Source organism: Streptomyces sp. NRRL S-1022, from assembly GCF_000720135.1.
Taxonomy (GTDB): Bacteria; Actinomycetota; Actinomycetes; order Streptomycetales; family Streptomycetaceae; genus Streptomyces.
Genome location: NZ_JOIU01000008.1, coordinates 486328 through 499866, shown reverse-complemented (window position 1 = coordinate 499866; position 13539 = coordinate 486328). Strand labels below are relative to the sequence as shown.

Annotated in this window: 11 protein-coding genes; 6 read left to right on the top strand and 5 right to left on the bottom strand. The window is 65.7% G+C overall.

Annotation, left to right across the window (positions count from 1 at the left end):
* Positions 1 to 149 precede the first annotated feature (149 nt).
* Entirely contained in the window at positions 150 to 524 is a 375-nt protein-coding gene (locus tag IG05_RS0112785; protein WP_030342070.1) for a hypothetical protein, read from the top strand.
* 15 nt (positions 525 to 539) lie between these two features.
* Here IG05_RS0112785 and IG05_RS48325 read toward each other — a convergent pair whose 3' ends face one another.
* Entirely contained in the window at positions 540 to 716 is a 177-nt protein-coding gene (locus IG05_RS48325) for a hypothetical protein (protein ID WP_199808298.1), read from the bottom strand.
* A gap of 54 nt (positions 717 to 770) precedes the next feature.
* On the bottom strand, positions 771 to 1091 hold the full coding sequence (locus IG05_RS0112780) for a GYD domain-containing protein (protein ID WP_030342068.1): 321 nt from the start codon (positions 1089 to 1091) through the stop codon (positions 771 to 773).
* A 180-nt stretch (positions 1092 to 1271) separates the two neighbouring features.
* On the opposite strand from IG05_RS0112780, the gene IG05_RS0112775 reads away from it, so the two are divergent.
* Positions 1272 to 1484, top strand: coding sequence for a hypothetical protein (locus tag IG05_RS0112775; protein WP_030342067.1), 213 nt, complete (start codon positions 1272 to 1274; stop codon positions 1482 to 1484).
* An 804-nt stretch (positions 1485 to 2288) separates the two neighbouring features.
* A complete protein-coding gene (locus IG05_RS49185; RefSeq protein ID WP_420707592.1) occupies positions 2289 to 3716 on the top strand; it encodes a protein kinase domain-containing protein in 1428 nt (475 codons plus the stop codon).
* 455 nt (positions 3717 to 4171) lie between these two features.
* On the opposite strand, the gene IG05_RS49180 is transcribed toward IG05_RS49185, so the two are convergent.
* On the bottom strand, positions 4172 to 5746 hold the full coding sequence (locus IG05_RS49180; protein ID WP_030342063.1) for a hypothetical protein: 1575 nt from the start codon (positions 5744 to 5746) through the stop codon (positions 4172 to 4174).
* 805 nt (positions 5747 to 6551) lie between these two features.
* Positions 6552 to 7205: a hypothetical protein gene (locus tag IG05_RS0112755; protein ID WP_158838853.1), complete on the bottom strand. Its 654-nt coding sequence runs from the start codon at positions 7203 to 7205 to the stop codon at positions 6552 to 6554.
* Positions 7206 to 7504: 299 nt separating this feature from the next.
* Here IG05_RS0112755 and IG05_RS48320 point away from each other — a divergent pair, with 299 nt between their 5' ends.
* From IG05_RS48320 to IG05_RS0112740, 3 genes are all read left to right on the top strand, one after another.
* Positions 7505 to 8839, top strand: coding sequence for a hypothetical protein (locus tag IG05_RS48320; RefSeq protein WP_030342060.1), 1335 nt, complete (start codon positions 7505 to 7507; stop codon positions 8837 to 8839).
* Positions 8840 to 9239: 400 nt separating this feature from the next.
* Complete coding sequence (locus tag IG05_RS47765; RefSeq protein WP_158838851.1) at positions 9240 to 10229, top strand: ComEC/Rec2 family competence protein; 990 nt, start codon at positions 9240 to 9242, stop codon at positions 10227 to 10229.
* A 1067-nt stretch (positions 10230 to 11296) separates the two neighbouring features.
* Positions 11297 to 13105, top strand: coding sequence for an IS481 family transposase (locus tag IG05_RS0112740; protein ID WP_107051339.1), 1809 nt, complete (start codon positions 11297 to 11299; stop codon positions 13103 to 13105).
* Between the two features lie 40 nt (positions 13106 to 13145).
* Here the strand turns inward: IG05_RS0112740 and IG05_RS0112735 are convergent, their stop codons facing one another.
* On the bottom strand, positions 13146 to 13526 hold the full coding sequence (locus IG05_RS0112735; RefSeq protein WP_030342057.1) for a hypothetical protein: 381 nt from the start codon (positions 13524 to 13526) through the stop codon (positions 13146 to 13148).
* Positions 13527 to 13539 lie beyond the last annotated feature (13 nt).

Sequence of the window (13539 nt, the reverse complement as noted above, 5' to 3'; positions counted from 1 at the left end):
CACCGCCGCGTGTGACCCGCGTCACCGCCGCTGCTGCTGCATTGGCACCACGCCCGTCACCGGGACGTGGGACCGGCCCCCCGCCCGCCAGGACGGACGCCGGGAGGCGTGTGAGGCTCACGTCAGGCCCCACCTGCCAGGAGGACCCCTTGACGAACCGCACCGCACACCGCCTGCTCGGCGCTGCCGCAGCGCTGGCCGCAGGCGTCACCGCACTGCTCGGTACCGGCGCCGGCACCGCCGCCGCGTCCGGGAAGGCCCACTGCGACCGCGCCGAACGCCCGATATGGAGCGAGGGCCCCAGCCGCAACGTCACCGCCCGCGGCTGCGACATCCCGGACCAGCGGCACCGCTGGTACGTCATCGACGTCGACACCCTGATCCAGCCGCGCCACAGGAACGACTACCTGGACGAATCCATCGACGGCACCAGCACCCTGCACGACAAGACCATGCGATGCCTGGGCTACACGAAGGACGGCCGCGTGGTGAACTGGTTCGGCTGCGTCCCGGACCTGTCCTGACCGCCTTCACCCCGTTCACGAGTGCTTGAAGTGGCCCTTGGCCCCCTCTTTCGCACCCCGCAGTTTGCCCCGCGCTTCGAGGGCGGCACCCTTCACCGCGAGATCGTTTTTGTGCACTGCGTGAGCCAGCGTCCGCACGGCCCGTCCGACAACCTGCTCGGCCTTCGCCTTGGCCTTTTCTCCGGCACTCATCTCGGTACCTCCCCACACTCACCGGCCGAGTGCCCCTGAAAGAGGAGAGGCATGTCACGCACCGGGAGCGCGGAAGGCCACCTGCCGACGGGTGGCCTCGTCGATCTCCTCCGGCGTGAGAAGGGGAGTGGCCCGGGTGGACAGGGCACCGCTGGCCTTCACGGTGAGGGCGACGGCGGCCATCGACACCGGGTCGGGGAGGTCGACGATGCACACGAGGTCGTCCTCACCGAACGCGAAGTACATGGCCTCGACCGTCCCGCCGAGGTCGCCGATGACCCGGTCGACGGCCTCCCGGCGACCGCTGGCACCCTCCTTGAGCAGCCCTTTCGTGCCCTCCGGCGTGTAGGTGGCCTGGATGAGGAACTTCGGCATGGGGCTGCTCCCTGTCCGCTGCTTGCCCGACAGCACCATGGCCTACCCGCTGCCACGCCGGTCGCCGCTCGCCGCACAGCGCTGTCACCCGAATGGCGCAACATGACGTGCCACCCACATGGGTGAAGATCAAGCTGACAAGGTGCCCCAATCGAGGCAATCCGTGAAAGGGGAAACCACATGCGCATCCGACGAACCCTCGCCGCCGTCATCGCCACGGCAGCCCTGGCCGGCCTTGGCCTCACAGGCGCCGCGACCGCCACTGCCGCCACACACGGCGCCAAGTCCTACGTCACCCCCTCCGAGTGCCGGCAGGGCGGCGGAACCCCCGCGATCAACGAGGCAGGCAACTACTGCAAGGGCGGCACGCACGACGGCGAAATGGTCGACTGACCCCACCAGGCCGCGCCCCGCAGCCAAGCGCCGCGGGGCGCTCCCATCGCGTCGTCTCATCGAGCGCGACCGCCTCTGACTCGGGACTTCACTCACGCCGAACTGCCGGCTGGAGGGCCATAGACGCTTGCTGGTCTGGTCAATCGGCCGTAGACGGCTGCGGAGCTTCCGCTGCGGTCGTCGGTGTCGCTGTCCTTCGCTGCTGTACCGCAGGCCACCCGCCAGGCGATTGTCAGTGCGCCTTGTTAGCTTGCCTGGTGGAGAGAGACCGGTCAGAGAACCTTCGAGGTCCGCGGTCAAGGGGGGTGGGCATAAAGGTCCCCGGGAGCCACCTCGGGACTATGTTGCAGGCCCCAGAACCCACCCCCCTCACCACCCGGCCAACACTTACGCCGCCCAGGCCATGCCGGAGCACGTGCAGCGTCAGATCAGCGATGAGCAGTTCCAGGACGCGACGCTGATCTGGCCGAAATGTCACGGCTGTCGGCTACTGGTCAGTGACCTGCCGGGGAAATGGCCGAGGTCGGCGACGACGGCAGTTGTCCGGCTGGCAGCTTGCCTGACCTGCTGCAACGCGCCAGCTACGGGGAAAGTGGGGCAAGTTTTCGTCGCTGCGCCGACTTGGTCCGGATATCTGACACAGGCTGAGGGTACCCGCCTCGCAGCATGGCCCATGGCCGATTCCGGTACGCGGTGACAGCAACGGAGAACCAGATGCAGGCCCGCCGATCAGCAGCCCCGCCGACGCCAGCGCCGGTTCCAGCGGATGAGCAGCCCGCCGACGTCCTCTCCGGTCGCTACCGGTTGGGCGCGAAAATAGGATCGGGAGGCATGGCCGACGTGTACGAGGGCGTTGACACGCGCCTTCGGCGGTCCGTGGCCGTCAAGGTGTTCCGGCCCGGCCCGGACCCGCAGACGGAGGACCGTCTCACCGCGGAGGCCGTCCTTCTGGCCCGCCTGCAGCACCAGGGACTGGTCACTGTCTACGACGCCGGCCGCCACGACGACCGCGCCTACCTCGTCATGCAACTGATCAAAGGTCCCACGCTGCGCAGCCTTCTGACGGGTGGAGCGCTGCCTGAACGGCGTGTGGTGGAGGTGGGCGCCGCCCTCGCGCGGGTGCTGGCCTATGTCCACAGGGCCGGCGTCGTGCACCGGGACATCAAACCGTCGAACATCCTCCTCGACGCGGCCGGTGCTCCTCACCTGGCTGATTTCGGAATCGCGCGCCTGGCCAATGCCACCCGCCATACGGCACCGGACGTACTGATAGGCACCGCCGCCTATCTGGCACCGGAGCAGGTTGAGGGCAGGCGGATCGGGCCGGCCGCCGACGTCTACGCGCTCGGCCTGGTCCTGCTGGAGTGCTTGAAAGGCGAACTGGAGTACCAGGGCACCCCGTTGGAAGCGACAGTCGCCCGCCTGCACCGCCCACCCGAAGTCCCCACCTGGCTCGCCTCGGAACTCGCGGCCCTGCTGCGGGCCATGACCGCCCAGGACCCCGAGGCCCGCCCGGACGCCGAGCAGTGCGCGCAAGCCCTCGCCTCCCGGCACGCCGGGTCTGATCCATACCCCCTGCCGCTCTCGGCGCCCTCCGAGGCGTGCCTTCCGACGCCGCCGGCCACTCACCCCGGAGCGAAGGAGCACATGCGCCCTCAGGAGGCGGCAGTCACCCGGCGCAAATTCCCCGGCGGCATTCGCCACAGCCGTCGCCTGGCAGCGGGTACGGCCCTGGCCCTCTCCTTGGCCTTGGGTGCGACTCTTGCCGTCACATCGAGCACCAGCGGAAGCGACGACCGGGAAGCAGCGACGCCCGCCGAAACGCCCGCGCACCCGTCCGACGGTACGGCGACTGCCAAGAGCGGGCCCGGTGCCCTCCCACCCACCCGATCTCACGGCGCTCAGCCCTCCTCCAGGGCATTCGGTGCGTCCCACCCTGCGGCTGCGGCAACCGGCTCTCATGCCCAGCCCGTCTCCAGGACACTCGGCACTTCTTATCCGGCGGCTGCCCCGAGCTCGAGCCGCAGCACCTCTGTACCGCCCGTGAACTCCAGGCAGCCCGGATCGGCGTCACCGCCGCCACGATCCGTGCCGACCACAGCCCGGACCGCCGGCCAGAGCCGGACGACACCTGCGGCGCCGCCAACCGATGGCACGGCGTCCCCACCACCAAGGCCCTCGAAGAGCGGCGCCGCTACCAGCGCACCGCCCAGCCCAAGCCCGACACCGTAGAGGCCGAGGACCGAACCCGCCGTGCCGTTACATGCTCGACTTCCAGAGGTGCACCGGCGGACATGGCGGCGGCATCAAGGTCACGGACGGACCGAACCGTTCATCGATGGTCACTGTGGTTGCGGTACTTCGCTGGTGCACTGCCGGCGGGGAGGAAGAACCAATCCCGCAAGAACCTCAGGGGGCGCATGCAATGGTCGACGCTTGTGGTGACAGCTGGTTGCTGATCACGTCCGGTGGTGGCGCGACCGGACGGAGCGGGATCGCGACACGATGCGCACCGCCTTCACGGAGTACCTCGCAGCCCTTTCCACCGCCAGGGATGCATTCGCCCGGACAGCAACAACTGGAACCGGTGGCCCAACGGACGCTCGTCGACAAGGCGGGCCGCGCCACCCTCAGCGTGCTCGATTTCCATGACACGGTGGTTGCTGGACACGCCCAGAAAGGCACGGCTAACTGGAGAAGAACGCGGTCAGAGAGGCGAGGAGGGCGAGCGCGGGCTGCGCGATGTCGGCGCTGGAGCTCAACAGCGCCCGGAGCCGTTCCAGCCGGGTGCCGGCGGCCGCCGTATCCGGTTCCGGACCGGCGCCGATCCGGGCGAGGTCGTGGATCGTGACGGCGGCCTCCTCCCGGTCGGCAGCGGTCATGTCGCCGCTCGACAGGACCAGGCGCAGCAGCCGCGTCAGATCGTTGGCTCCGACGGCCGTGCCGTGTGCGTTCTGAAAGTCCTGGATCACGGTGTCCTGCGGCCGGTTGATGAACGTGGTGTTCTCACCCTGGAAATAGAAGTTCTCCGACATCACGGCTCCCGCGGTTTCGAGGACGACCTGACTATTGCTGATGGCGATTCCTGTCGGCGGAGGGGCGGCCGCCCGCATGGCCGATCTGATAGTGGGCTGGGCCTCACGGAGGGCTTCGAATGCGGTCGCGTCGGTGGTACGGGCGGAGGACAGCAGGGCGCGCAGAGCCTTATCAGCACCCTGGCCCCTCCTGATCTTCCCGCTCTCCGGTGGAAACCCGACGTCCCCGAAAGTACGGCCTCGTCGCCGGCGTGCGCGGCTGCCGTCACCGCCATCCAGCGCTTGTGCGTGGGCGGGCAGCGTGCGCAAGGCTGCCGCAATCCCCCCGAAAAGGGCACGGAAGTACGCCGTCGAGGTGTACTCGATCCGGAAGACAAGCTTGTCGCCCTCGTGCAGTGGGCCCTGCCTGGAGTGAAAGAAGACCAGGCAGGGCAGCTCCTCAGGGCCGAGACCGAGCATGGAGGCAATCTCGTAGGCGCCCTGCGGGTCGTATGGCGTCCACCATAGCCAGTGCATCACCGACATCACCCGGTACAGCTCGGGTTCCATGTGGCGGCGCCAATACTTTCTGGCGGTCGACCAGTCCTGGCGCCGCTCCATGACGAAGACGCGGGTGGCTGGGCCGGTCAGGACGTTGAGGTCGTCGAAGTGGGTGCGGACGTATGTCGCGAGTTCGACGTCGGCTTGGGTGTAGAGCAGCACACCCCACAACCGGGGGCCCGCCGCCGGGGCGGTGGTGTTCTCCGCTAACTGAAGCCAGTGCAACAGCTCCGCCGGGTTTCTTGGCGGCGCCAACGAGTAAAGGGCCTGGAGCGGGAGCTCGATGTACAGGACCAGCAGGTCGCCATCGGTCAGTTCCAGGTCGGACAGCCGGCGGTGATCATTCAGGCGCTTGTCCAGCACTGGGTCGGAGAGCCAGTAGTCGATGACGGGGTCGTCGTTCTCCGAGGGCTCGGGGTTGGCCGCTCCGACCCGGCGGGCCTCGGCCAGGCACAGCTTCTTCAATTCGCCGACGGTCATGCTGCGCAGGTCGGCATCAGGGACGTCGACCTCGAAGAACTTCTTGCTCACCCGACGACCGAGTTCGCTCCAGCGCTGGATGCCATCTGAGGGGCCGAACGTGCCCTCATCCAGCATGTTGTCCAGCTTCCAGGAGAAGTAGGCTCCGTAGTCGCCGTGCGAGATGATCACCCCGTCCGCCTCGTACACATCAATCGTCAGCCTCATTCCCCGACCCTTTGTGAGGCACCAGAGCCTGTTGCGATTATGGACGGGGAATCGGGCGCGCGATGTAGGACCGCCGTATCAAGTGCCCCGTGCCGCCGACCTGTTGAGCCTTCCTGCAGCACTGATCGGTGCGGAGGACATTCGCGGGGCCTTCGCCGAAGCTTCACGCCGTCGAGCCGGGAGCGGACCCGGAGGGTAGACGGCCCCGGCACAGCAACAAGCCCCCTACCCGCGAGAAACCGCAGGTAGGGGGCTTACAGCCACGGGCTTACTTCTTCTTGCCCTGGGTCTTGCCGGGGATCTTGGTGACCTGCGTTTTCGCTGCTCAGGAGCGGTGGGTCCGTGCGCCTGGTGGTCGTCGTTGGTCGTCATTGGCTGCTGTTGAGCGCCCTCGGACGGCCCAGAGACGGCCCAGCTTCAGCGGGCTCGGCTGACGGCCAGCACCCTCGATGCGCCCTAGCTGAACCTCAGCCGGCGACAGTCAGCCACGACGACCGGTCAGCCTCCCGTGCAGGCACGCGTGTGCCTCGCTCTGCCCCCGCCAGCCTGAGCCACGCTGTCGGCCGTCGACCAGCGCAAGCCGCTACGACGGAAGCGGATACGTGGCACCTTGCGTGATGACCTCTTCGTCCCGAAGCAACTTGGGTAAGCGGTTGACCTTGGGTCGGTGTGCCTCTCACCTGCCGTGACTGTCCACGGACGTCCGCGGTTGTCCGCCGCTGTGCGTCGGCGTTGTCACGCAGTTAGACACGCAGACGAGTCCGGTGCTAGCGGGCGTTGCGCCTACGTTGGCCGCTCGCTGACCTCACACTTTCTGGCGCTTGAGAACACTTGTGGCTAGGTCGTCGACAGACCGACGGAGCTCTCGGTCCGACAGTGAATCCTTGGGGCCGAACCGCTCAACGTAGAGCGTTCCTCCATCACCTACGTCAACGGTGAGCTGAGCTTTCCAGGCGTCGCCGTACAGGACTTGACGGGCAGCGGCACGCCCTTCGATCAGCAACGGCTCTGCCTTCTCTGGGATTACGTCTGTACCATCTACCGTCTGCTGCAAGGACTCTGTGGTGGGGTAGAAGGCGACCACGAACCCGGCTGGTTCAGCCGCGTCGTCCTGTGTCATCAGCAGATAGCAGGAGGCGCCACCCTTCTCCTCAGCCATAGGAGATGCCTCTCTGATGCTGAACTGCTGTTGCATCGCATCGTTCACGAGCTTGCAGACGGTCTTCTTGCTGACCCCGGCAATGATCGGAGCGTCTCCAGGCGCCGAGGCGCTTGTAGACCCAGATGAGTGCGCGATGGCGTAGCCGAGGCCGGCGCCGACAGCAAGAGAGAGCACTGCGGTGAGGATCAGCATGCTCTTTGCAGGGTTACGACGGCGCTTCGTGAGAGCTGTCGTAGCTTCCTTTGGGGAGTCCACGGCTGAGCCACTGTCGTGAGTTGAGGTGTCCTCGCTGGCCATGTCGAGATCATCACAGCGGTGCCGTGGCCGCTGTCGCGATGATGCTTGATCGTTACGGGGCGAACGGCGAGCCATCCTCACGGGAGGCTCGCGTCTTCTGTCGAAAGTTGATCGACTGACCCGCGGTGGGCCGGCGTCAGAGCCTGGCCGCACCCGTTGTTAGTCCCCGCTGGTCCCCGTGATTCCCCGCTGGTTTGGGATGGTTTGGCACGACCGCTTGCCGCGACTGTCCGGCGGTTAGGGACGGGGGCCGTGCTGCTCTCGGTAAAAATGCCCACGGTCTCGTCTGGGAGTCCTTCATGATGACCGGCATGCACCCTCGGGACGCAGAGATATGGCAGGCGATCGACCACGGCCTCCGGGCGATTGACTGGGAGGCGTGGTTCGGTTGCCCGGAGGGCGCCGACTACCTCTCCCCTGCAGGTCACGAGGTGACCGCACGCGCGGTGGCTGGGCTCACCGCGTTCTTCGACAGCCGCTGGTTGCCCAAGGCTGTGACCCCCTCACCGGCCTTGGGCCGCGCCAGCGACACCTTCGTTGGTCTTGGCCGGGCTGCCCCGGTACTCCAGATCATGAACGGAGCCGAGCGGGGAGCATGGGTGGAGGCGATTCGGTGGTGGGCCGCGTACGCCTACCTGGAGGAAGCCGGGGTGCCCGGCATTGCCTCGGTCAAGCGAGACGCCCGCCGCGACGTCACCCTGTCCCGGTTCCTGCACACCCAGACGCAGGCTCGGCTCGCACTCATGGGGGCAGCCCGCGGACTCCCGGTCGAGCTGGAGCCAGCGAAAGCCAGCGGCGGCCCCGGCGATGTCCGTATCGGTCCAGTCTTTATCGAGGTCGTCACCTTCGCCGAGGACCAGAAGCTCCAGGACTACGAGAAGTTTCGCCAGAACTGCCGGGTCCACCTCCTCGCCCTAGACAGGGACCGCGACATCTACTGGGAAGGCGACATCCCCGAACTCCTCAACCACGACGAACTTGAGACCTGGAAGAAGCGGACCGAGGAAGCCGCCCAGCAGTGCGCGGCCTCCGAAGCCGCAGTCAGCGTCTACAGCAGCGCCGGGAGGCGGCTGACCGTCCACCCCGGAACGCCTCCCCAGGGCACCACACTGGCCGGGGACACCATAGAGAGCGACCAGGGCAGGCGGCTCATGGACAAGGTGCGCGGCAAGTGCGCCAAGACGCAGGGAGCGGGCACCGCGTGGATCTGGGTGGAGGACCACAGCGGCCTCTTCCACTTCCCAACGCCCTTCGCCGAGATGTCGCTCGCAGCCAAGACCGACGCGCTCGCAGAACTACTCGGGCCACTCATAGGGGAATACGTCCACGTCGCCGGGATCATTGTTTCGAACGCGGCCCGCCGACGCCTGCCTCTCCCGCCGAACGAGGACGCGCCGCGCCCCGCCGCGCAGGGCTTCCGAAGGGGACTGCCCCTCGATCGGGTCCGCGAGACGATCGTGATCCCCCGGCGAATCCTTCTGCCTGAACAGACCAGCCTGATAGCCAGAATGTGCGACGTTGAAGCGACTACGCTCGACTGGGCTCTGGGCAAGCTCGGTGTTCCCGGGGGTGTGACATCGCTGCTGGCCGACTCGTTCACGCCGCACCGGGTTTCTCCGCTGTGGACGCCGTAAGTCGACCTCGGCTGTAAGGGCGTGGAGCTTCGCCTCGCTGGCGATGCTCCACTCGCTCGCGGCGGCATCACAAGACTCGATCCGAGCGCGAACGCCGACCGCGCGGCGCGTCATAGGGCCACGGCCGGGTTCTGTGCGCCGCTGATCGAGCAGTCGGCCATCGGCGTTGGTCGAACCGGTTCCCGACGTCCCTAGCGGTTCCCCGTACGACCTGGGCCTCGCAGCGTTGCGATCCGGATGCGCCTGAGAGTAGGAATGTTGCGCAAGGAACTACCCATCGATGCAACCGTGGTCCAGTATGAACAGGGCGAAGGTCGCAGCTCCCCCACCTGCGGTCTGCTCGTATGCGGTGAACGCAACAAACTGCACCTTAATGTGCACCAAGTAATCGGGGGGCTGCGTGCCACTGGTTTTTCATTTCCTCAACGTAGGCCACGGCGACTGCACCTTCATTGAGTTCCCCAGCGGGCGCCTCATGATGGTGGATATCAATAACAGCAAGTCGCTACCAGAAAGCGATGTTGAGGCGCTTGCTGAAAACAAGGGGCTGTCTACCTACGCTTTCAAGCATTCCTCTTCTGTGGGGTACCGCTCGTGGGAGCAGCACTATCAGTCACTCTTGGTTGACCCATACGACTACTATCAGGCTAACTTTCCTGGCCAATCAATCTTTCGCTATGTGCAAACCCATCCGGACATGGATCACATGAGTGGTCTTCATCGGTTCTTCTGGCAAGAGCGTGTGGACCTCGTTAATTTCTGGGATACATCACACACCAAGGAATTGGACGAGGGAAGCTTCGATCACGGAAAGTATGCCTACGTAGACTGGGCTGTTTATAACTGTCTGCGACTCGGCGTTGGACCGGAAAAGGCAAGCGGCGAAAATGGAAAACATAAGGTTATCAAGGCGGGGCGAGGTCATAGCGCTCTTTATTGGAATCAAGATGGAATTGAAGTCCTTTCTCCCACTCCAGAATTGATCTCTGCATGTAATGAGTGTGGGCAGTATAACGACTGCTCCTACGTCTTGAAATTCACCCACGCTGGCAGAAGCGTCATACTTCCGGGTGACGCCGAGGGGGCAGCATGGAATTCGATTTTGGCTCATTACGGCAAGGAATATCTGTCCTGTGATGTTCTGAAGGCTTCCCATCACGGCCGGATGAGCGGGTATCACGAGGAGGCCGTCAGTGCGATGCGGCCTGACACTGTCATATGCTCTGTAGGAAAAAAGCCATCGACGGACGCGTCGGACGAGTATGCTCGCGTGGCGAATCGAGTGTTGTCGACCCGCTACAATGGCTCAATAAAGGTTAAAATTTGGGATGATGGGGATATTTGGATCTACGATCACTCCGGAAGTCGCATTGCGACTATCGAAGGCTAAGGGTTCAACTTGTCCGCATCGGGGCTCGGTCTTGGTAATCTGTTCGATGGTTACAGTCGTCGCGCGCGTATAGCTCCTGCATTCATAGCGACTCTCCCGGTCACCCTGGTGTGCATGGTCTTGATACCGTCGCTTGCGCGTTGGAATAAGCTATGGCTCCTGGCAACCGCAAGCGGTATGATGATTCTTATTGATCAGCTAGTGCGGGACAAGGGCCGAGCCATACAACCGGCACTTTGGCGAGAGTGGGGCGGACCACCCACGACTCAGGGTTTGCGACACAGAGGTTCGCAAAATACAGCCCTGCTCGCTCGGCAGCACAAAAAGCTTTCGCTCCTGCTGGGTGAGCCAATGCCAAGCAAGAGGCAAGAATTGCGGAATCCGCAGAAGGCGGATGAAGCATACGAGACAGCCGTAAAGTATCTGATATCGCGAACGCGCGACACCACCGCATTCCGACTAATATTTCTTGAGAACTGCCACTACGGGTTCAGGCGAAACATGCTTGGAATTCGAAATATTGGCCTTGGTGTGTCAATGACTGTGCTCTTGGGGACCCTTGGAGCCGTGTTTGTATCTCTGCACGGTCTAGTTGTTTGGAGAGCAGGCTTTGCTCTCGTTGCCGTGGTCAGCCTGTTGCTTGGAGTCTTCTGGTGGAGAGTCGTCGATTCCGACTGGGTTAGGTCCGCGGCTACCAATTACGCGGAACGCCTTCTTGATTCGCTAGAAGTCCTGCTGCCTGTTGCTTCAGAGCACTGTGGACCTGCCCGGTAAAGCACGACGTTGGGGCCATGATCTTCGAGGCTCGCGCCAAAGTGGCTGCCTAAAGCCGTGGAGCCGGAGGCAGGAGCGCAGGCCCGGCCGGGGGCCGGGCCGCGCGCGGTGAGCGGAGCGAGCCGCCTGAACCCGTAGAGAAAGTTGTAACTCAGTCTGTCGGGCAGGGCTGTCCGGTCCCGGTAGATGCTTGACGGTTCGGTCCCAGCTGATGGTTGACAGTGGCCGTGTTCGGCTTTTCTGTGCGCGTCGTTGCGGTGCGTGTGGGGAGGCCGGGATTGGCGCTGGTGGAGTTGTCGGTTGTCGAGCAGAGATACCGGGCTGTCCTGGCCGTGCTGGCGGGTGCGACGGTGACCGAGGTCGCTGCGTCGCTGGGGGTGTCCCGGCAGACGGTCAGCGGCTGGAAGTCGAGATATGAGACTTCGGGTCTGGCGGGGTTGGCTGATCGGTCGCGTAGGCCGGCGTCGTGTCCGCATCAGGCTTCTGCCGAGGTGGAGGCGACGGTGTGTGAGCTGCGGCGCAAGCACCCGAAGTGGGGTCCGCGGCGGATCGCTCATGTGCTGCAGCGGTCCGGGACAGTGAGCCCGGTGCCGTCGCGGATGACCGTGTATCGGATCTTGGTCCGTCATGGTCTGGTGGAGCCGGGGGTGCGGCGTCGGAAGCGGTCTGATTACAAGCGCTGGCAGCGGGACCGTCCGATGCAGCTGTGGCAGATGGACATCGTCGGCGGCGTGATGCTGGTCGACCCGGTCACCGGCGAGCTGACCGAGGCGAAGGTCGTGACCGGTGTGGATGACCATTCCCGGTACTGCGTGATCGCGTCGGTGGTCGAACGGGCGACCGGGCGGGCGGTCTGCGCGGCCTTTGTCCGGGCCTTGCAGGCGTTCGGGGTGCCGGAAGAGGTGCTGACCGACAACGGCAAGCAGTTCACCGACCGGTTCGGGCAGGGCGGTGAGGTGTTGTTCGACCGGATCTGCCGGGAGAACGGGATCGCGCACCGCCTCACCCAGCCGGCGTCGCCGACCACGACGGGCAAGGTCGAGCGGTTCCATCAGACGCTGCGGCGTGAACTCCTTGATGACTGCGGGGCTTTCGAGAGCATCGAGGCGGCTCAGGCGACGCTGGATGCGTGGGTGGAGGAATACAACTCCTCCCGTCCGCATCAGGCGCTGGACATGCAGTCTCCGGGCGACCGGTTCTCCCCGGTTGCGGAGCAGGAGCGGGACGTACTGGGCCTGAAGATCCCTGGAGTGCTGGCGCTGGTGCCGCAGCAGCGGACACCTCCAGAAGATCCGGAGCCGGCTCCGACCGAAGCCTGCGAGGTTCCTGCCGCCTTGCCTGAGGTGCCGGTGGTGGTGCCGGTGGAGCCCGGTGGGCCGGTGGAGTTCGAGCGGGTGGTGCCTGCGAGTGGGAATCTGCAGGTCGCGGGCAAGCAGTTCTGGCTGGGACCGGCCCGCTCAGGGCTGACGGTGACCTTCTGGGCCGACACCTCGGTGATCCATCTGCTGATCGCCGGGGCGCGGATCAAGACCGTGCGGTCGCACCTGTCGGTGACGGATCTGGGACGGCTGGCCGCCCGGGGCGGACGTGCTGCCGGGCCGGCGCCGCTTCCGGCCGGCGACGGGGCGGCGTTCGAGGTGGACCGGGTCGTGAACAACAGCGGCCTGGTGGGCCTGGGCGGGCACCAGGTTCTGGCGGCAGAGATCCTCGGAGGCCGCCAGGTGGGCATCCGGATCGACGACGAGACGCTGTCGTTCTTCGACCTGTCCTCGCGGGAACTGCTGCGGGTGCGGCCCAACCCGCTGACCGGTGAGGAAGTCCGCAGGCTGCGGGGCCTGCGTCCGGCCGGACCGCCACCACGGCCCGGCGTCGAGCCCGTGCGGGTGCAGCGGCGGGTCAGCGCGGTCGGCACCGTCATGGTCTGCCGCCAGGTCGTCTCCCTCGGCCGCCCCTATGCGGGGCAGACCGTGACCGTCCACGTGTCCGACACGACGATCAGCGTTGAGCTGGACGGCCAGGTCCGGGTGATCCGCCGCACGACCGACGTCCCGGTCCGTAACGTGAAAGCGAACAAGCCCCGCGGGGCTCCCTACGCTGTCTAGGCCCATCGTCAAGCATCACCCGGGACAGAAACGTCAGGCATCAGCTGGGATCCGACACGGTCGCGTGGGCCTTGAATCGGTATGCGCACGCCGGTAGTTCGGTGTCCTGACGGCAAGCCAGCGGCAGGAAGAGCACCGGTCGGATCGTCCACGTGATCCTGGTCCTGGCGTGGGTGACAGACACCTTGCACGGCTCCGCCCGCAACAGGGCTCGGCGGGTTTCGATGCGGCCCTCGTACAGCCACTCCCATGCCTCGTCGGAGGCGTCCGCGTCCAGGGCCGGAGAGATCGTGCGGAGTGCGACCGCTACCCAACGGTCCGCCTGGGACGCCGAGTACGCGTCGAACGATGCCAGCAGCGCCCGCCCCCGCTGCTCGGTCAGGTCCTCGGTCCAGCACTCGCACCAATAGCCGTACCGCACCGCCTGCCTCGGC

Bases quoted from the DNA above. Each gene is read 5' to 3' on its own strand.
- IG05_RS48325 (WP_199808298.1), bottom strand. From the start codon at position 716: ATGAGTGCCGGAGAAAAGGCCAAGGCGAAGGCCGAGCAGGTTGTCGGA.
- IG05_RS0112780 (WP_030342068.1), bottom strand. From the start codon at position 1,091: ATGCCGAAGTTCCTCATCCAGGCCACCTACACGCCGGAGGGCACGAAA.
- IG05_RS0112775 (WP_030342067.1), top strand. From the start codon at position 1,272: ATGCGCATCCGACGAACCCTCGCCGCCGTCATCGCCACGGCAGCCCTG.
- IG05_RS49180 (WP_030342063.1), bottom strand. From the start codon at position 5,746: ATGAGGCTGACGATTGATGTGTACGAGGCGGACGGGGTGATCATCTCG.
- IG05_RS0112755 (WP_158838853.1), bottom strand. From the start codon at position 7,205: ATGGCCAGCGAGGACACCTCAACTCACGACAGTGGCTCAGCCGTGGAC.
- IG05_RS48320 (WP_030342060.1), top strand. From the start codon at position 7,505: ATGATGACCGGCATGCACCCTCGGGACGCAGAGATATGGCAGGCGATC.